The sequence below is a fragment of the Paenibacillus sp. J22P169 genome (assembly GCF_059691995.1).
In genome coordinates this window covers 247,515-266,869 of sequence record NZ_JCAUAO010000005.1, presented here as the reverse complement: position 1 = coordinate 266,869, position 19,355 = coordinate 247,515, and the positions used below count along the sequence as shown (strand labels likewise).

Here is a 19,355-nt window from a genome sequence, read left to right as displayed (position 1 = left end):
CTATTCGTCGATTTTCAGAACAGCCATGAATGCTTCTTGTGGCACTTCTACGCTACCAACCTGCTTCATGCGTTTCTTACCTTCTTTTTGCTTGTCTAACAATTTACGCTTACGGGAAATGTCACCACCGTAACACTTCGCAAGTACGTTTTTACGCATCGCTTTAACCGTCTCACGCGCCACGATTTTCTGTCCAATCGCCGCTTGAATCGGCACTTCAAACATTTGCCGCGGGATGAGTTCTTTCAACTTATCACAGATGATTTTACCGCGGTGATAAGCCGTATCTCTGTGAACGATAAAGGAAAGAGCATCTACCTGCTCTGAATTGAGCAAGATATCCATTTTTACTAGATTGGATTTCTTGTAGCCGCTAACTTCATAGTCAAAGGAAGCATAGCCCTTCGTCCGCGACTTCAGCATATCGAAGAAATCATAGACAATCTCTGATAACGGAATCTCATACGTCAATGTTACGCGATTCGTATCCAAGTATTCCATATTCATATATTCGCCGCGTTTGCCTTGGCAAAGCTCCATAATCGTCCCAACATAATCATTCGGTACGATGACAGATGCTTTTACATAGGGCTCTTCCACGAAGTCAATACGCTGCGGATCCGGGTAATTCGATGGATTATCAATCTCCATGACATCGCCGTTTGTTAATGTAATCCGGTAAATTACGCTCGGTGCCGTTGTAATCAATGGAATGTTGAACTCACGTTCAATCCGCTCTTGAATGATTTCCATGTGCAGAAGTCCTAAGAATCCGCAACGGAAGCCGAAGCCTAATGCTGTCGATGTTTCAGGCTCAAAACGCAAGGATGCATCATTCAGTTCAAGTTTTTGGAGAGCTTCACGAAGATCGTTGTAATCGGTGGTTTCAATCGGATACAATCCGCAGAAAACCATTGGATTAATCCGACGGTAACCTGGCAATGCATCCGGTGAAGGACGGTCCGCTTCCGTTACCGTGTCACCGACACGGGTGTCACCAACGTTTTTAATACCAGCTACGATAAAACCAACATCTCCAACCTCAAGGGATGGAACAGACGACATTCTAGGTTTGAACGCACCCACTTCGATAACTTCAAACACTTTGCCTGTCGCCATCATTTTAATTTTGGAGCCTGCTTTGATCGCGCCATCCACAACACGCACATACACGATTACACCTTTGTAGCTATCGTAATGGGAATCAAAAATCAAAGCCTTCAGCGGTGCATCAGGATTACCTTGTGGAGCTGGTACCTTCAGACAAATTTGCTCAATGATTTCTTTAATACCGATACCCGCTTTGGCTGAAGCATGCACAGCATCACTAGCGTCAAGTCCGATAACGTCTTCGATCTCTTGCTTTACTTTATCCGGGTCTGCGCTTGGTAAATCGATTTTATTAATGACAGGTAATATTTCTAAATTATTTTCCAGTGCAAGATACACGTTCGCTAGTGTTTGAGCCTCAATTCCTTGAGCTGCATCGACAACCAGCAAGGCACCTTCACAAGCTGCTAGGCTTCGTGATACCTCATAGGTAAAGTCTACGTGTCCTGGTGTATCAATTAAGTTAAGGATATAATCTACGCCATTGTCAGCGCGGTAAGCCAATCTCACCGCTTGAAGCTTGATGGTAATCCCCCGTTCGCGCTCCAGATCCATCTGGTCGAGAACTTGCTCTTGCATCTCACGTGAAGACAATGCACCTGTATATTCCAGTATGCGATCAGCTAGTGTTGATTTACCGTGATCGATATGAGCGATAATTGAAAAGTTGCGAATTCTTTGTTGTCTTTCTCGAATGTCCGTCATGCTAAAGACTAACCCCCACTACATGCAAATAATTTTCATTATAGCAGTTGTGGGAAGTCGGAGCAATGCACACCTAGCCTTTGCCTAAAACAGCATCAAATAAGGAAATAAATAATTTAATACCATGATGCGCCGTTATCTGCAAAAGCTCACCTAATTTATTCCCTACACGGTTCAATGAATTATCATGAACAGCAACAGGTTCAGCTTTAGGCTCAACGGGTTGATTGCCTTTAACAACTGTGTTTTGAACAGCTGGTGTAGGCGTTGCTTTGGCAACCGTCGTTACTACTTTGCCCGGTGCTTTGGTTGGAGCAACTTGTGGGGATGCTTTGGAGGAAGGCTGAGGACCTTCAATTCGTTCCATTCCGCTGGATGCTAGACTAACGCCGAACAAAATACAAAACAGCAGCAAGAGTCCAAACAAACCAACCTTCAAATAAAAGTTCCTCAGCCTCATCACATTTCCTCCTTCAATTATGAAGTCCATTTACGACTTTTTAGCTGTATCCGCCGGTGCGTCCACTTTCTTCGCGTTCAAAATAACTTCCGATATCGCTTCTGCCAACCAATCCGTTGTCCGGTAGCATTCCTCGAGAGTATTGTAGGGGCCTCCTACCTCGATCAAAATACTGTTAGGTGAAATGTTTTGATTATACAAGCCATTGCCCTCACTCGCTTCTTTCGCATGAATCCCCTTCGAGACACCTGGGTGCTTCGCTTCTAGTACTTGATGAATTTTACTTGCGAATTCCTCGTTCTTTTTCCAGTTCGGGTTCTTTCCACCGATAATAAAATACACCTGTGCAACATCCTTGCCTTCGATCGTAGCTGTTGTTTTATTGCGTGCTGCTGAATCGCGATGAATATCGAAGAAGTACTGTAAATCCTGATGCGATGCCATCGCTTCCTGGAGCGTTTTGGCAGAATATTTGTAGGAGTACGGATATTCAAAACCTTTGACAGTGCTCGGGTACACGGTTGAAGAATGGACAGCACCAATGCCGTCTTTTTCTAAGTTCTGAGCTAACCGCTGACCAACGGAGATGATATTCACTTTATCGCTATAAGCTTTATCTGGATCTGTCACACCTTTTAGCTCTGGGAGAAATGACTCATTACTATGCGTTTGATAGATAAAAGCGACATTATCGCCTGCGGTTTTTGGTGGTTGACCAACTGCACTCGGAGAAGGGGCTGCGCTACTAATGGGCGTTGGTTCTACAGATGGTGTTGGAAGTGGAAATTTAGCTTCTGCCTCTAAATTATTCGATCCTGGATTCAAATCATAAGGCGCACTTGGATTCGTTTCGCTTCCTTTCACCAAAACCGTTGATTTATTCAAATCCATACCAGGCACTTCACTTGCGACTAAGCTTTTGGGATCACTTGGATTAATATCCGTCATTAATTGAAAAGCGAAGTGAAACACATTGTGCTGGGAGAAAGTGAACTTTTTCTGATCCTTATTTAAATGAGGGACTTCCATACCCAGCATATCGATGAAAAACTGATTCGTGACAGATGCGGCGAGACCTTTCATGGAAGAAACCGGCGACGTCGACATTAATCTACTTTGTAGGACGCCACCCAGCCCAATGAGAACAAATAGAGCTAAGGTCGAGGTGCTGAGTACAATAAACGTTTTCCCGACGGAACTGGCGCTCTGAAAGGTTTTGCGAACTTGGCTGAAATTCCATGTGGCTGATGTCCATTTCATAGTTTGATTCCTCCTAAACTATCTTAATTCAATCTATGAAACGAGCCCGAACGATAGAACTAGTTTTCGCTAGATTTTTTTGATAGAGAAGGATTTTAATGAGTGTTGGGAAGTGAACTTATCAATGATGAGCTCAGACGAACGGCAAAAAAGAACTGCCCCCACGCCAATGGGTCCAGTTCTCTTCTTTTATTAATGGGTATAGGCAGCCACGTTATCGACATCCACGGCATCATGTAAAGCCGCATTTAGGCCGCTAGCGATGATATTGGCAATATCCTCAATAAACTGGTCTATTTCCTTCGGGGTAACGAGTAGATCGTGTCCTACGGGATTTAGCACCTCTTTAACAAGCTGTAGCCGCTCATCTTCGTTGATATTATCCAGAAGTCCAAATATCTGTCCCGTATTGCTCGTCTGACCGCTGAAATGTTTCTGCATCAGATCAAAAGCGTTGTTCACAATCGTTGAAGCATAGACAACCGTTGGAACACCGATCGCAATAACAGGAATTCCCAAATTCTCTTTGGTTAAACCTTTACGCTTATTGCCGATGCCTGAGCCAGGATGGATGCCGGTATCCGCAATCTGAATGGTCGTATTAACTCGATCCAATGATCGCGATGCGAGTGCATCTATCGCGATGATGAAATCAGGCTTAGATTTATCTACAATTCCTTGCACAATGTCGCTGCTTTCAATCCCCGTTGTACCAAGTACCCCTGGTGCTACAGCACTCACAGCTCGATAGCCTGGGCTCACATCTTCAGGAACCAGTTCAAAGTAATGGCGCGTCACCATAATATTTTCAACAACTAGGGGGCCCAAGGCATCGGGAGTAACATTGCCGTTGCCCAGTCCAATAACAAGGGCTTTCGCATTTTTGGGAATACCGACTTGCCGCAGAAACTGCTCAAACTCCTGAGCTAGCTTTGTCGCCACGCGATCTTGCAATTGGCTGTCTTTCTCCCGCAGCGCAGGTACTTCAATCGTTATATAATGACCCAGAAGCTTACCTAGCGCCTTGGAGCCTTCTTCGTTCAGGACATTTATTTTGGTTACGCGTATCCCGTTTTCCCGTGTGAACTCTTGTTCAATGCCAGGAATCGGTTGCCCCTGATTGGCTGCATGGGCCATATCCCTTGCATCGAGTGCAAGATCGGTCTGTGTATTAAATATGCCTAAGTCCATTGGAGGTCCCCTTTCTTACTTGCGCTGTATTGCTTATTGTGTGACAACGACCAGCCCCTTATTCAAAGATGAAGACCACTGAAAACCTATTGACAGCTCTTGCATTTTGAAATATTGCGTGGTAGAATACTTAAAGTTGTCAGCAAACATACAAATGTAACGTTGAACGTGTTTTGTAAGTAGGAGGTGAATTTCATGCCAAACATTAAATCCGCTATTAAACGAGTAAAAGTTAGCGAAAAGCGTCGTCTTCGCAACGCTTCCCACAAGTCCGCTTTGCGTACTGCTGTGAAAGCTTTCGAAACAGCTTTAACCCCTGAAGCTCTAGTTTCTGCTTCCAAGAAATTAGATAAAGCTGCTTCTAAAGGTTTAATTCATAAAAATGCCGCTAACCGCAAGAAGTCCCGTCTAGCTAAAAAGCTAAACGCTCTTACGGCTCAAGCGTAATACACGGACATAAAGCAAAAGACTAATTCTCCTAGGAGAACTAGTCTTTTTTCCATTTAAGGGACTTCATACGGAGTAGCCGTATAGATGATTCCTCTTCTTAGGCTGCCAGCCTAAGAAGAAATAACTCCAACCCCAATACCTTGTCGATTTTCCCTGTTTTCATCTGCAAATCGAGATCAGCTAACTCCCCCATAATTCGGGTCAGCTTATCCCCATCGTACTTCCGCGCCTGCCCCTCCGCCACCTTAACCGCAAAAGGATGCAAGCCAATCTGTGACGCCATCTGTTGCTGCGAATAACCTTGTTTCCCCAGCTCTTTCACCTGCAGCATGATGCGGAACTGTCTGGCGATAAGCGATGCGATTTTGATCGGCTCCTCACGCTGCTTCAGAAGCTCCTCCAAGATCACGAAAGCCCGCTCCAATCGTACATTCACGATATCTTCGATGAGAATGAATACGTTCTGCTCCGTGCTTCGAGCGACCAATTGATCAACGACGTCTGGTGTCGCTTCACCTTGAGCACCTACGTACAACGAAATCTTTTCAAGTTCTGCTGATAACGATTGCAAATTGCCCCCGGTATACAGAATCAACTGGTCAGCAGCCCCACCTGAGAATGTAAAGCCGAGTTGACTCGCTTGCTTAGCTACCCACTGCGTTAGTTCCTCTGGACTCAAAGATAGGAAGGGCACAGCAGCTTCCATGTCCTTGAGCGCTTTTACAATTTTCTTACGCTCGTCCAATTTATCGGCATCCACCGTGAACACCACAATCGTATGCTCCGCGGGAGATTTCAAATAAGCCGTCAAACGCTCCATATTGTGCTCAAGCTTCGTATTTTCCTTCGCACCCGTGAAAAACAACGCATTTTTCGCGATAACTAGCTTCTTTGGCACCATAAAAGGTAAAGTTTCAGCATCATCTAATGCAGATGAAAGCGGCATTTCGCTCAAATCAAACTTACTTACTGCAAATTCCCGATCTTCTGGACCCATTAAGGAATCCGTTAAAATTTGAATAAACTCGCGCATTTTATATTTCTCAGGACCGTAGCACAAATAAACGGGAGCTGGGCGGCCTGCTTGTATATCTTTCAATGCTCTCTTCGCGTCCATGACTGGCATTCACCCCTCCCGTTCATTTTACCAACAACAAAGGGATTACGTCAAAGTCCGAAGACCTTGCAGCAATCCCTTCGCCAGTCTATTTAAACACCGATTTAAGGCTCTAGAAACCTTAGCTCGTGTGGATGAATGAACTGTCCTCTATTTATCTAAGATAGTTTACGCAATCTCGAACCATTTGGTGCATCAATTCTTATTTTTATTTATTGGCTTCTGTTTTCTCATGCACATCGATAAGAAGCGTTTGGAGCGTTCCCTTGCTTATAACTTCATAAAACAACTTATCATCCTTGGACCATTCCAACAGCTTGATTTGATCCTCGGGCTGCCACACATGCTTGGAAGTAAATACAATCTCAAGCGTGAGGGTATTTCGAATGACAACATGCGCGTCTTCAATCGCAGCCTCATAAATACCCGTTGAAGACTTCAGTACAGCCTCACCTTGAGGAACTGAAAGAATACCCTGACTCGTATTTATACGCGCTGTATTCGAAGGATCTACAGTAGGAACAGGAGTTGTTTTCCTTGCAGGCGACTCTGTTGACTTCGGTTCTAACGTTGATTTGGGAACGGATAAGCCTGCCGCTGGCGTAAAGATATCCGCATTCTGGTCCGCTTTATCCGAATTCGTATCGGACGCATCCCTATCCTTCAACCGCTCTGGTGGCGAGGTAGACGGTGATATCTGCTTCCCCTGCAACTCACTTCCGCTTGCCGGCGAGGTATACGCTCCTGGTTTCTCTAGCTGCGCGTCGGAGGTAGTCTGAGGCGTGTTTCCACTGCCTACAGACGAATTAGCATTGTCTGTCCCTTTTGCAAGCGAATCCGTTGTTGGAGCGGTTGGTGCCCCCTCATTAGAGCTAGCATTCACCTGATTCTTAGCTATGATATCGTTTCCTTGCTTTTGATTCAGCTCTGAAGCTGCGGTAGTACGTTTGTCAGTAGCCCCATTGGAATCAGATCTATTATGAGTTAGCAGCCCGTCTGCATTGTCAATAACGGGATTCTGCATATTAAAAGCAAAGAATCCAATAATCAGTCCCGCGGCAACGACACCGCTTGCGAACTTCCACGAGAACTGTTCTTTCAAACGGTTCAAACCTGAGCGTTTAGGCTCACCTTCAGATTCTGCCCTTGCAACCAAGGTTGGGAAAGTAACGACATTGTCCATCTGAGGCATTTCTTTTTGCTTATCCAATTCAAGCAGTTGTGGCATAATCGCATCAACCAAACTGAAAGGTGGCATAACCTTAGGAAGCTGGGACAATTCGCTAGACAAGGCCTTCAGACGTTCAAACATCTGGGCACAGTCCAAACAATGCATTAGGTGAGCATGCAGCTCATCTTCCTCTTCTGGAGCTAAATCCCCATCTAGCTGTCTTTGCATGTACATCATCACCTCTTGACATTTCATCCCCGAACACCTCCTTTCTGATAATCTTGGAGTAACGACTGTAAGGTGTGTCTAGCTCGAAATAAGTAAGACTTCACCGTATTCAGTGGTAAGCCCAGCGATTCTGCAATTTCATGATACGAAAAGTCCTGCAAATAACGAAGAACAACTACAGTGCGATGGTGTTCGGGAAGCTTATCGATGGCTTCTCTAATATCCTGAGCTAGGTAACCCGTCAATATTTCCTGCTCTACATCATTATCAGCTGTAAAAGTCATCTCATGCTCATCCATAGAAACCGTTGGTTTCGCTCTGCGAAATTTATCGATGCAGATGTTCGTAACAATCCGCTGTACCCACGTTTTGAACAAGGCTTTTTCTTCATAAGAATTAATTTTGGTATATATGCGTATCAGTGCTTCTTGCGAAGCATCAAGCGCATCCTGTTCATTATTCAAAATATAAAAAGCTGTCCGATAAACGTGAGACTCAATCTCTCGCAATAGGGTAATGAGCGCATCACGGTCACCGGCTTGTGCTGATCTTACCAGTTCGGGTGCTATCACTGGGATCCCTCCCCCTTGCAATCTTACTAACGCAAATGCATCTCATAAGGTTGCAATTTTTTTAGAATAAATATATTGGTAGCTTGCATCTATCAGAATAACAAATAATGAGCGATATAACACCTTTTAGACGTAAAAAAGATAAATTTGTTTCAAAATTGCTGAAGTTTCGAAGATTTACAAATAATAAGCCTTAGTCGCACACTCCATCAAGGGAATGCAGCGGCTAAGGCCCATACTTGTACATCTATTATACTTTGAATTTAGATAAGGAGTTTTGAAGAGCATTGGAGAGCTGCTCAAGTTTAGAAGACAATCCAACCAGTCCATCACTTATCCGTAATTGTTCCGAGCTTAACGCGGCAACTTGCTCGGAAGAGGCTAGCGATTGCTGAGAAACGGCACTTACGTTCATCATGGCATCGCTTAACACGACCTGTGATTCTTCTAGTTTTAACACCGTTTCACTTACGGCTCCCAATTGTGAAATAAAGCTTCCCATACGCTCTTGTACCTGCTTAAATAGTAAATCTGCCTCTTTAACAGACTGAATCTGCTCCTGAAAAATCGGATAGGCTTCCGATAATACCCAAACTGTGCCTTCGATTTCTGACTGAATCGTCTCGGTTATTTGTCCGACATAATCAATTGACTGCTTCGATTGATCTGCTAGCTTACGAATTTCGTCTGCCACAACCATGAATCCTTTGCCCGCACTCCCTGCCCGCGCCGCTTCTATCGTCGCATTGAGTGATAGAATATTCGTTTGCTTCGTCATACTACTTAAAATATCAAGCACCTTCCGAATGGACTGTGTGCTTTCCTTCAGCTTATCAACCTTATTCACCATCGAATGTGTCATCTCTTCAGTCACACTCGTTTTCGCAATTAACTCCTCCATATATCGAATACCGGATGAGCTTGTATGGTGTACTTCTGCTGCCGAGGCGCCCATCTCTTGATTAGCTTGGACAACACTCGCAATTTGTTGACCGATGTGGATCGTTAATTCATTCCCCCGCTCTGCTTGAGTCGCTAATCCTGCCGCACCACCCGAAATTTCGGTTGTAGCGACTGCGATTTCTTTGGCCGCAGCTGCTGTGTGTTGCGACGAGCTTGAGATTTCACCAGCTGTCTGCAGAACTTCTTCAGAAGAGTGATTCGTTTGTCTGAATAACTCCGTAATTTGCTGCATCATCGTATCAAAGCTATTGCCTAATTGACCGATCTCATCCCTCGCGTTGGTCTGCACGCGAATACGAAGATCACCCCCAGCTCCGCCTTCCATTAAATTACGAATATGACCCAGCGGCTTGCCAATCATTCTTGCTACGAAATAGCCAATACCCGCGGCAATGACGAAAGCACAGAAAGCAACTATCAACGTCAAATTATAGATGGAACTCATATCTTTCGTGAGGTCCTTCATCGGGATTGTGCCTATCGTGAACCAGTCTGTAATCGTCGACTTGGAGAATACAACTTGCTTCGTCCCATCTTCCGTTAAAAAAATATCTGTTGGCGTTGCATTGCTATTTACGGCATAAGAAGATTTGACCCCCATTTCCACCGCATCCTGACTGTAGATGACCATACCTGAACCATCAATCATTTGAATAGAGCCCGTATCTCCCATTCTAATGTGCTCTAGCTGTTTCTTAACAACATCCAAATTGATGTCAAAAAGGACTAGGAACACTTCATCCGATTTGGCCTGATGAATGACACTGCCAACAGAAATGACTGGGTTTAGGAGACGGTTTTCCTTCAGTTTGGTTGAAAACCAAACGGGTTCACCATCTTTTTCAATGACACTCTTAAACCATTCTTGACCCGCGTAATTTTTATCCGACATCGAACTAGATTTGGTTTGGATGATATCGCCAGATTTCGTAAATATCTCAATCGACTGAATATTATCATTGGCATGAAAATAGTTCGAGATCGTCGTATCCAGTGAAGAGAGGTTCGCCAGATAAGCCGTAGAATCCTTCGTTAGCTTAGTTGCATTGGCTACCTGCCCATGCAGCAAGTCATCCATAACAAGCTGAAGTGAAAACTTTTCAAATATGTCATATATAAAATCGAGTTTCTGTCCTGCTTGCTCAATCGTTTGTAACGAGGCATCGCCGACCTTTTTTTGCATCACGTTTTTGGAGATTTGATATGAGGCAATCCCCATAAATAAAACAAGGAACAAACTACTGACAATAATTGTGACGCTTAGCTTTACGCCAACTGATCGAAACCCCGTCTTGGAATCCTGCCTTTTGGCGACATCATGGCTCGGTTTAATTTGTTGCGAAAACGTCTTTTGGAGCAAATTCGTGGGGTTTTTCTTCATGTTTTCTCCACCGCCATGTCGTTTTATGTATTTTTTTGATCAACTCCCTTACAATTTCGACATATATCCTGAAAACCCTTTCAATTAATGATTATCTCAATCAAAATTTTGCGGAATATATTTCCAAAGACCTATCTTTTTAAGTCTAAGGCCTCTATATTTATAGATTTTCTCGACTTTTCAGTTCCCTAACTTCATTCGTGTGAAAATCCCCGTATTCCGTACCTCCATTTGTACTTCACCCATCCGATCTGTGCGGAATATTCCCACCCTAGCGTCAACTAAATGATCAATAATCTCTGGCGAGGGGTGTCCGTACGTATTCATGGCACCTACAGATATGACGGCTACCGCTGGATTCCAATACGCCAACCATTCAGGGGTCGTCGAGGTTTTACTGCCATGGTGGGCAACTTTGAGCACATCAATTGGGCGTTTAACTGCTGCAGCGGTCGAGGAAGGATAGACAGAGGAAGAAATCCCAGATGACTGCTTAAACCTGTTATCGTTAGCGTCGGCTATTAATCCGGGGTGAACATGCAAATAATCAAGGACAGCCGATTCTGATTCTTTTTCCATATCTCCGGTAAACAGCCAGCGAGTCCCTTGCATGTCAAGCAAGAAAACAACCGATCTCGCATTCTGCTCTTTGACGATTTCAATCTCTGACTGATTGGTTTCAAGTGGATAAATCACTTGTAATTTCGTTAATGGGTCAATGGTGATCCAATCATCCACTTGTGCGGGCAATAAGGGAACTTCCTTTTGCACAAGTGTTGAGAATAAGGTTGTTACACTAGTGCTTTCCTTAAAAGTCCCATTAAATAAAAATTGCTTCACTGGAATTTGCTCTATGACTGCCTGTAGTCCGCCACTATGGTCGGCATCCTCGTGGGTAAGCACGACCAGGTCCAACTTATGTATACCTCGTTTCTTAAGGAGTGGCACCAACATCTTTTTCCCTACCTCATACGGATCCTTGCGAACTTTCCATTCATCCCCTGGTTTGCGGAATGTAAGTGTTCCTCCACCATCAATTAATAAATGGCGTCCATACGGTGTTCGTATTAGAATGGCGTCGCCTTGTCCTACGTCAATAAATTGCACAAGGCCTGTACGCTGAAAGCGATTTGGTGAATAACCGATCCATAAAAGTATAAGAAATCCACCTATGGCAAGGAGTAAGCTTAGCTTCACACTTATCTTCTTTTTACTCTTGTCCCTGCTGAAATCCAGCATGATGGGAAGCTCATCTGTAGCGCTTAAATGGCTGCGATGCCAAAGTACATAAATAAGAATCAAGAACGCGTAATACAAATAGATCCACGGTATACTTGGGGACGGCCAAATCATTTTGAGATAAGGAATCTGCTGGAGTTGATCGGTTATCCAAAAAATAGCTTGATTCAACCAAGTGATTAGTGTTCCTAATCTTTGTCCAAGGGGGATAAAGAGCAAGCCGAGTGCGAGAGCAACCAAACCTGCAGGAAACACGATCATGCTGATGACAGGAACTAACACGGCATTCGCTAACCACGATAACAAAGAAAATTGATTGAAATAATAAATCGAGACTGGGAAGGAGACGGCTTGAGAGACTAGCGTGATCGCGAAGGTGTTTCGGAGCGTCGGAGAAGTAAGGTAAGGTGAAAGCAATATCGTTACTCTTTGCACGCCTACAATGAGTCCCAGAGTGACTAAGAACGACAGTTGGAAACTTACATCGAGCAAAAAGTAAGGGTCCCATACAAGCATCGACCATGCAGCAACAGCAAGTATATGCAGTACTTCTTTCATTCCTCCACGCCGAGCTGCGTACAGCGCAATCATCGACATGAGTCCCGCTCTGACAATAGATGGAGATGCCCCTGTAACGAGGACGTAGAACGGAAGCAGACACATACAAATGAGCAAATATGTCTCTTTGGCCATTTTAAAACGGCGTAAGATCCAGATGCACACGCCTAGAAATACGGCAATATTTAACCCTGAGATGGCCAAAATATGGGTTAATCCCAGCTCCGAGAATTGCTGGAAGCGATCTGGATCCAGATCGTCGGTCAAGCCGATCAGCATGCTCTTCATGAACCCCGCCTGCGACGCGGGAAAGATCACGTCCATGCGCCTGCTGAGCGCTGCGCGCAGCTCGTCGTTCCAGCGCAGCAGCTGGACGACGCTGAAGCGCGCCGCCGCAGGCTGCACCTGCGCCTGATCCACCCCTTTGGCTGAAAGCTGCCAATGGGTGTGGTGAAGGCGCAAATATCGGCGGTAATCGAAGCCGCCGAAGTTGCGCGCCGGGGACGGGCTGCGCAGCGTCCCCGTTAGCGTCAGGCTGTCGCCTCGGCGCCAGCCCGACGCCACAGACTGCTGCGCCTGCTCCATCAGGCGCAGAGAGACCTTTACGCTTTCCCCGCCGAGCGGGAAAGCGATGTCGTCCTGGAAGCGGACGGACTCCGCTTCCAGAGTGAAGCTAGCCTTGTCACCGTCTATGGTGACAGGGCTAGCAAACCGGCCGAGCAGCGTGACCTCGCTGCCGGCCTCGCCTACCTGCTGCTGCTGCGCCAGCGGCAGGGCAGTAATGTTGCGCTGGTCGGTCCCTTGATAATAGCCGTAGGCTATTACGACCAGCAGCAGGGCGCCCAGCGGCTGCCGGCCAGGCAGGCGCAGCGCGTAGAGGACGGCGAGCGCGGCTACCAGCAGCGCGCTCGTTGTCCAGGACAACCAAGGGAGCTCGGTATAAATCGCAAGCACATAGCCACTTATCCACAGACAGCATCCTTGAACAACTGGTCTTTTCACGGTAGGACTCCCTCCTTCATTTTCATTTTCATTTCCTTTTTCATCTTCATTTTCAACTTCACTTTCACTTTCACTTTCACATTTACGGGACAACGCGATTTTTTGGCAACAAAAAACCCCCCCCCTAGCGCACCCATACGGCTGCTTCTAGAGAGAGGTTCTTCCTCTCATAACTCACTATTTAGTTCACGACCTCTGAAACCGTGCCCGCAGGTGGCTCATAGCCTGTCATCTGACGAAACGAAATCCCTCTCGCACCCATTAGTTGACTAACCTTTTCATGATCCTTCGGATACCCCCGATGAAACACAATTTCGGTTACGCCGCTATTGGCTAACATATTCGCACAGGTCCAGCATGGTTGATCCGTAACATAAACGGTAGATCCTTCGCGATCCTCGCGATCGGTAAACAGCAGCAAGTTCTGCTCAGCATGGATGGTACGAATGCAACGGTGCTTACGTACGACCTCTTCTACATCGGCAACGACCTTCAACTCAATCTCTTCCACGAGCATGCAGCCCGCTTCCGTACAATCCGCCACGCCCATTGGAGCTCCGTTATAAGCTGTGCCTAGCAGCTTTTTCCCCTGTACAAGGACTGCCCCAACATGTCTACGATTGCATCGCGAGCGTGTGGAAGCCATATAAGCGATATCTAGAAAATACGTATCCCAATCTTTCCGGATGCTCATGATGATGGACTCCCTCCTGATGACTCGGTTATTCTAGTTACTCTATTCGAAAGCAAAACTATTTCTAGTATTTTCTCATATTTCACTAGAAATTAAAAGATAAGCTAGCTTGGCGCCACGAACAATAAGCCCTTAAGCTTTTCGACCATTTTCTCACCAATGCCTTTTACTTCCATAAGTTCTTCAACTCGCTTAAAGCTCCCTTTCTTTGTACGATACTCCAGAATAGCTTTGGCCTTACTTTCACCGATCCCTGGCAGCTTATCCAGCTGTGCTAACGTAGCCGTGTTCAAATCTAAGCGTCCATCTTGCCCTGCAGTTGGTGTGTTTCGAGTCTCTATAGAAGACGATGCTGCTTCTGGAATAGATGTCGTTGTCGAACTTGCCTTCGGAGATGTCATACTCGCCTTCGGCGTTGCCGCATCTTTTAAAGCAGCAACTGGAGAAGCTTTTGTTGCCATTTCTTTTTTCTCATTGACTTCTTGCCCTAGTAATGCCTCCATCTGTGTATTGATCGGCATGAACGCCGTTTGTATCGTTGGTTGCCCTCCACGGAGAAATGGCCAAACAATCCAGACAAAAAGGGAGACAATGCCAAGGAGCAGCAGGATTCTCTTCATTCTATTTCCAATAAAATCCACAGACTACCTTCTTTCTTAGCATATTTGCGTATGAGCAACCATATACATGAAAAAGCGTCCCAATGACTGCTGGCTGTGCAACCGCGCTTTTAGGTTGTTTTTCGTATAAAGACTGATTTTATCGGGAGGGATAACTTGATGAAAGCTGGATTCATCGGTACTGGGAGTATGGGAAGTATTCTGATTGAAGCATTCATTCATTCCGGGGCATTCAATCCCGAGCAAATTATCGCTAGCAATCGAACATTACGTAAAGTTGAACTAATTGCGGAGAACTATCCTGGCCTGCAAGTGGCAGAAACGAATCGTGAAGTCGTGCGCGGAAGTGATTTGATTTTCCTTTGTGTGAAACCATCTGAATTCAAAAAGGTTATTGATGAAATCAAAGAGGACGTGCTTCCCTCTCAATTTATAATATCAATCACGAGCCCTATCCTGATTAAGCATTTGGAAGGACTATTACCTGCCAAAATAAGTAAAATCATACCTAGTATCACAAATTACGTACTAAGTGGTGCTACATTATGTATTCATGGAAATCGTATGCAGCCTGAAGATAAAGAATGGCTTGAAAATATTTTCACACATATCTCGACGCCCATACGTGTATCCGAAAATTATACGAGAATTTCATCTGATTTATCCAGCTGTGGCCCTGCTTTTCTAGCTAGCTTTATCCAAGCCTTTATTGATGCTGCTGTGGAGGAAACGGGTATTTCTGCTGAAGAAGCTACACTGCTTGCCAGTGAGATGACTTTAGGTACAGGGAAATTGCTTACAACGGGAGGCTTCAACCCTATCAGCTTACAAAAACGGGTATCTGTTCCTGGGGGTATTACTGCGGAAGGCTTGCGTATTTTGGAAAAGGAACTTTGTGGGGTTTTCTCTCAATTGATTAATGCGACTCATGCTAAATATGAAGAAGACATTGAGAAGGCTGAGCAGCTCTTTACCTTAAAGCAGCAATAGCCCTCTCAATGCTTAATCTTTATGTTCTTATCCTACAACGATATTGACTAATTTACCCTTCACAACAATCAATTTGCGAACGGCCTTTTCGGCGGTCGCTTCTTTGACTTTGTCGAGTTCAAAAGCCATTTTCTCCATTGCAGCTTCATCTGTATCCTTCGAAATCATGACGCGGTCAACGATCTTCCCATTGATCTGGACAACGATTTCGATTTCATTATCTACGGTCCAAGCTTCATCATAACCTGGCCACGCTTCGTACGTAATGGATTCCACGCCGCCCAACTTCTCCCATAGCTCTTCTGCTAAATGCGGAGCGATCGGAGAAAGCATTTGCACGAAATTCTTCATCGCTTCAAGTGGTAGACGCTCTGTTTTGTAAGCTTCATTCACGAAAATCATCATTTGGCTAATCGCTGTATTGAAGCGAAGTGCGTCGAAATCCTCAGTAATTTTCTTAATCGAACGGTGCCACGTGCGTTTGAATGTATCGCTGCCCAGCGTTTCATCCCCGCTAATTTTCGTATGAATCTGACCGTTGTCATCAACGAACAGTCTCCACACACGGTTCAAGAAACGGTAGATCCCATCTACACCTGTTGTATTCCAAGGTTTTGTCGCTTCCAACGGCCCCATGAACATTTCATAAATACGAAGTGTATCCGCACCTTGATCGCTCACGATGTCATCCGGATTCACTACATTTCCGCGTGATTTACTCATTTTCTCCATGTTCTCACCAAGAATCATCCCTTGGTTAACAAGCTTATGGAACGGCTCTTTCGTATGAACAAAGCCTAGATCGTAAAGCACTTTATGCCAGAAACGCGCATATAGCAAGTGAAGAACCGCATGCTCCGCTCCACCAATGTAAAGATCAACCGGCAACCATTGCTTCTGCAGCTCATCCGAGCAGAAAGCTTGATCATTCTTCGGATCGATGAAACGAAGGTAATACCAGCAACTGCCCGCCCATTGTGGCATGGTGTTCGTTTCGCGGCGAGCTTTCATACCCGTTTCTGGGTCAATCGTATTCACCCATTCAGATACGTTGGCTAGCGGTGATTCGCCAGTACCGGATGGTTTGATTTCATCCACTTGCGGAAGTAGTAACGGCAGCTGGTCTACAGGAACAGGCTTCATCGTGCCATCCTCAAGGTGAAGAATCGGAATCGGCTCACCCCAGTAACGTTGACGGCTGAACAACCAGTCTCTCAAGCGATACGTTACTTTGCCGCGGCCTTTGCCATTTTGCTCCAACCAAGCGATCATATGGCTGATGCCTTGCTCAATGTTCAATCCATCGATTGGACCGGAATTCACATGCTTGCCATCGCCAGCATAGGCTTCCTTCTCCACATCTCCGCCTTGAACAACTTCGATAATTGGCAAATCAAATTGTTTCGCAAACTCCCAGTCGCGTTGATCGTGACCTGGAACCGCCATAATTGCGCCTGTACCGTAACCGCCAAGTACATAATCAGCGATCCAAATTGGCACTTTAGTGTCATTTACTGGATTGATCGCATAAGCACCTGTGAACACACCGGATTTGTCTTTCGCCAAATCTGTACGTTCCAAATCGCTCTTGCGTGAAGCTTTCTCTTGATATTCTTTAATCGCAGCAACTTGATCTTCTGTCGTAATCTGCTGGACAAGCTCATGCTCAGGCGCTAATACACAATAAGTTGCACCGAAAAGTGTATCTGGACGTGTTGTGAAAACCGTTAGGCTTTTCTCAGCATGACCTTCAATCGCGAACTGAACCTCAGCACCCGTTGATTTCCCAATCCAGTTACGTTGCATATCCTTAATGCTTTCGGACCAATCAAGTTCCTCAAGGTCTTCAAGTAAACGCTCCGCGTACTCCGTAATTCTCAAAATCCACTGACGCATCGGTTTCCGAATAACCGGATGGTTACCACGTTCACTTAATCCGTCAATGACTTCCTCATTAGCAAGTACAGTACCTAGAGCCGGACACCAGTTAACTGGTACTTCATCGACGTAAGCAAGTCCTTTATTGTACAACTGGATGAAAATCCACTGTGTCCATTTGTAATACTCTGGATCCGTCGTACTAATCTCCCGATCCCAATCATATGAGAATCCAAGTGACTTAATTTGACGGCGGAAGGTATCAATGTTTTTCTTTGTAAATTCGCGCGGGTCATTCCCTGTGTCTAGAGCGTATTGCTCAGCTGGAAGTCCGAACGCATCCCAGCCCATTGGATGAAGCACGTTAAAGCCTCTCATCCGTTTGAAACGGGAAACGATATCTGTTGCTGTGTAGCCTTCCGGATGTCCTACGTGCAAGCCTGCGCCTGATGGGTATGGGAACATATCCAAGGCATAAAATTTCGGTTTATCCGAATTTTCCAGTACCTTAAATGTTTTCTTTGCATCCCAGTATGCCTGCCACTTCGGTTCAATCGCTTGCGGATTGTAGCCTTGTTGTTCCTTCGTTTCTTTCAATTCCTGTGTCATGACTTATATCCTCCTTCAAGTTGCTCTCTGCTCATGTATGCCTATACGCACAAAAAAACCTCACATCGCTAGCGGATATCGCTAGGGACGAGAGGTATAATTCCCGTGGTACCACCCTAGTTAACACAAGGCGTTCTTCACCTGTGTTCACTCTGCCCCTTAACGCGGGTGAGACGATCCAGCTAGCGCACTGATCTAGGATCAAGCGGTTCACCTTCTAGCTCCGAGGCGAGTTCTCAAGACTAACATCTGCCGGCTCACACCCTAGCTCCGACTCTCTGAAAGATGCTGTACAAGGTACTATTCCTCATCTAAGCTTTCCATACAACTGATTAGCTTTGATTATATGTAAAATAATGCCGCACTGTCAAGCCACGGGCGAACCCTCATCCGTATTATTTTATCGCAACAAAGAAAGCTCGCTCTGTCTGATCAGTTGGCTGCTCCCACGTAAAGTCTGCCGCTTGATGAACCTCACGAAAGCCTGCCTCGATCAGCATCTGTTCAAGCCACTTCAAAGGATACGCTCGTTGTTCGTGCGTTTCATCAATGCGGCGGAAGGTTTCCTGCTGCCCATTGTCCTTAACAAAGATCGTTAAATCATGTTCAATCTGAACGCGTTCCTCATCTAGCTCACTAGTCCATATGTAAGCAACATCATCTTCATTTAGAAAAAAAGGCTGAGAATCCGCATAGGCAAACAATTGCTCTTGCGTATGAACATCGAAGAGGAATAACCCACCTGGCTTGAGTCCCGCCCATGTCTGACGGAAAGCATCTACAATATCCTCTTCCTCAAGTAAATAATTCAGACTATCACAAAATGAAATGGCAACATCGACTTCCTCGCCAAGCTCCCATTCTCGTATATCCTGTTGAATCCAACGAATGCTACTGCCGCGAGGCTGACTGGGTTGTTCACTATGCTTCTGCTCGGCAACTGCTAACATATCCTCGGAGAGATCAATCCCCGTCACCTGCAAACCTTCGGCAGCTAAGGGAATGGTTAAATTGCCTGTCCCGCAACCTAGATCAACGAGTGTTGTTGGCTTTATTTCAAAGCGATCAAAACTTTCTTTCACGAACCGCAGCCAGTCCTCATAAGGCATGCTGTTCATCAAGCGATCGTACGTATAGGCGAATTTTTCATAACTCAT

At 45.4% G+C, this 19,355-nt stretch carries 15 protein-coding genes and 1 other annotated feature; of the genes, 2 read left to right on the top strand and 13 right to left on the bottom strand.

Annotated elements, in window-relative coordinates; translation table 11 throughout:
* The 4 genes from lepA to gpr form a co-directional block, all read right to left on the bottom strand.
* Positions 1-1,815: a translation elongation factor 4 gene (lepA, locus tag AC58QG_RS23665; protein WP_497364574.1), complete on the bottom strand. Its 1,815-nt coding sequence runs from the start codon at positions 1,813-1,815 to the stop codon at positions 1-3.
* A 73-nt stretch (positions 1,816-1,888) separates the two neighbouring features.
* The gene (locus AC58QG_RS23660; protein WP_497364573.1) at positions 1,889-2,275 is read right to left on the bottom strand and encodes a DUF3679 domain-containing protein; all 387 of its coding nucleotides are present in this window, start codon (positions 2,273-2,275) and stop codon (positions 1,889-1,891) included.
* 30 nt (positions 2,276-2,305) lie between these two features.
* Positions 2,306-3,535 carry a stage II sporulation protein P gene (gene spoIIP, locus AC58QG_RS23655; RefSeq protein WP_497364572.1) on the bottom strand — a complete coding sequence of 410 codons (1,230 nt, stop codon included), beginning with the start codon at positions 3,533-3,535 and terminating at the stop codon, positions 2,306-2,308.
* Positions 3,536-3,727: 192 nt separating this feature from the next.
* The gene (gene gpr / locus AC58QG_RS23650) at positions 3,728-4,726 is read right to left on the bottom strand and encodes a GPR endopeptidase (RefSeq protein ID WP_497364571.1); all 999 of its coding nucleotides are present in this window, start codon (positions 4,724-4,726) and stop codon (positions 3,728-3,730) included.
* Positions 4,727-4,921: 195 nt separating this feature from the next.
* Here gpr and rpsT point away from each other — a divergent pair, with 195 nt between their 5' ends.
* Positions 4,922-5,173, top strand: a complete 252-nt coding sequence (gene rpsT / locus AC58QG_RS23645) for a 30S ribosomal protein S20 (protein WP_065850436.1) — start codon at positions 4,922-4,924, stop codon at positions 5,171-5,173.
* A gap of 100 nt (positions 5,174-5,273) precedes the next feature.
* On the opposite strand, the gene holA is transcribed toward rpsT, so the two are convergent.
* The 7 genes from holA to AC58QG_RS23610 form a co-directional block, all read right to left on the bottom strand.
* Positions 5,274-6,293 (bottom strand): DNA polymerase III subunit delta, encoded by a 1,020-nt coding sequence (holA, locus tag AC58QG_RS23640; protein WP_497364680.1) that lies wholly within the window; start codon positions 6,291-6,293, stop codon positions 5,274-5,276.
* A 208-nt stretch (positions 6,294-6,501) separates the two neighbouring features.
* On the bottom strand, positions 6,502-7,719 hold the full coding sequence (locus tag AC58QG_RS23635; RefSeq protein ID WP_497364570.1) for an anti-sigma factor: 1,218 nt from the start codon (positions 7,717-7,719) through the stop codon (positions 6,502-6,504).
* The gene (locus AC58QG_RS23630) at positions 7,716-8,264 is read right to left on the bottom strand and encodes an RNA polymerase sigma factor (protein ID WP_497364569.1); all 549 of its coding nucleotides are present in this window, start codon (positions 8,262-8,264) and stop codon (positions 7,716-7,718) included. Before AC58QG_RS23630 ends, AC58QG_RS23635 begins: the two co-directional genes overlap by 4 nt.
* A 250-nt stretch (positions 8,265-8,514) precedes the next feature.
* Complete coding sequence (locus AC58QG_RS23625; RefSeq protein WP_497364568.1) at positions 8,515-10,608, bottom strand: methyl-accepting chemotaxis protein; 2,094 nt, start codon at positions 10,606-10,608, stop codon at positions 8,515-8,517.
* A gap of 180 nt (positions 10,609-10,788) precedes the next feature.
* Entirely contained in the window at positions 10,789-13,407 is a 2,619-nt protein-coding gene (locus AC58QG_RS23620; RefSeq protein WP_497364567.1) for a DNA internalization-related competence protein ComEC/Rec2, read from the bottom strand.
* A 181-nt stretch (positions 13,408-13,588) separates the two neighbouring features.
* The gene (locus AC58QG_RS23615) at positions 13,589-14,101 is read right to left on the bottom strand and encodes a deoxycytidylate deaminase (protein ID WP_497364566.1); all 513 of its coding nucleotides are present in this window, start codon (positions 14,099-14,101) and stop codon (positions 13,589-13,591) included.
* Between the two features lie 104 nt (positions 14,102-14,205).
* Positions 14,206-14,721 (bottom strand): ComEA family DNA-binding protein, encoded by a 516-nt coding sequence (locus AC58QG_RS23610; protein WP_497364565.1) that lies wholly within the window; start codon positions 14,719-14,721, stop codon positions 14,206-14,208.
* Positions 14,722-14,880: 159 nt separating this feature from the next.
* Between AC58QG_RS23610 and comER the strand changes: the two genes are divergently transcribed.
* Positions 14,881-15,711 carry a late competence protein ComER gene (comER, locus tag AC58QG_RS23605; RefSeq protein ID WP_497364564.1) on the top strand — a complete coding sequence of 277 codons (831 nt, stop codon included), beginning with the start codon at positions 14,881-14,883 and terminating at the stop codon, positions 15,709-15,711.
* Positions 15,712-15,738: 27 nt separating this feature from the next.
* On the opposite strand, the gene leuS is transcribed toward comER, so the two are convergent.
* Together leuS and AC58QG_RS23595 are read right to left on the bottom strand one after the other, a co-directional pair.
* On the bottom strand, positions 15,739-18,198 hold the full coding sequence (gene leuS / locus AC58QG_RS23600; protein WP_497364563.1) for a leucine--tRNA ligase: 2,460 nt from the start codon (positions 18,196-18,198) through the stop codon (positions 15,739-15,741).
* An 80-nt stretch (positions 18,199-18,278) separates the two neighbouring features.
* Positions 18,279-18,521 (bottom strand) — a binding site (T-box leader).
* Between the two features lie 72 nt (positions 18,522-18,593).
* On the bottom strand, positions 18,594-19,355 hold the full coding sequence (locus AC58QG_RS23595) for a class I SAM-dependent DNA methyltransferase (protein WP_497364562.1): 762 nt from the start codon (positions 19,353-19,355) through the stop codon (positions 18,594-18,596).

Coding starts and splice junctions, on each gene's coding strand:
- lepA (WP_497364574.1), bottom strand. CDS start 1,815: ATGACGGACATTCGAGAAAGACAACAAAGAATTCGCAACTTTTCAATT.
- AC58QG_RS23660 (WP_497364573.1), bottom strand. CDS start 2,275: ATGAGGCTGAGGAACTTTTATTTGAAGGTTGGTTTGTTTGGACTCTTG.
- spoIIP (WP_497364572.1), bottom strand. CDS start 3,535: ATGAAATGGACATCAGCCACATGGAATTTCAGCCAAGTTCGCAAAACC.
- gpr (WP_497364571.1), bottom strand. CDS start 4,726: ATGGACTTAGGCATATTTAATACACAGACCGATCTTGCACTCGATGCA.
- rpsT (WP_065850436.1), top strand. CDS start 4,922: ATGCCAAACATTAAATCCGCTATTAAACGAGTAAAAGTTAGCGAAAAG.
- holA (WP_497364680.1), bottom strand. CDS start 6,293: ATGGACGCGAAGAGAGCATTGAAAGATATACAAGCAGGCCGCCCAGCT.
- AC58QG_RS23635 (WP_497364570.1), bottom strand. CDS start 7,719: ATGAAATGTCAAGAGGTGATGATGTACATGCAAAGACAGCTAGATGGG.
- AC58QG_RS23625 (WP_497364568.1), bottom strand. CDS start 10,608: ATGAAGAAAAACCCCACGAATTTGCTCCAAAAGACGTTTTCGCAACAA.
- AC58QG_RS23615 (WP_497364566.1), bottom strand. CDS start 14,101: ATGAGCATCCGGAAAGATTGGGATACGTATTTTCTAGATATCGCTTAT.
- AC58QG_RS23610 (WP_497364565.1), bottom strand. CDS start 14,721: ATGAAGAGAATCCTGCTGCTCCTTGGCATTGTCTCCCTTTTTGTCTGG.
- comER (WP_497364564.1), top strand. CDS start 14,881: ATGAAAGCTGGATTCATCGGTACTGGGAGTATGGGAAGTATTCTGATT.
- leuS (WP_497364563.1), bottom strand. CDS start 18,198: ATGACACAGGAATTGAAAGAAACGAAGGAACAACAAGGCTACAATCCG.
- AC58QG_RS23595 (WP_497364562.1), bottom strand. CDS start 19,355: ATGAGTTATGAAAAATTCGCCTATACGTACGATCGCTTGATGAACAGC.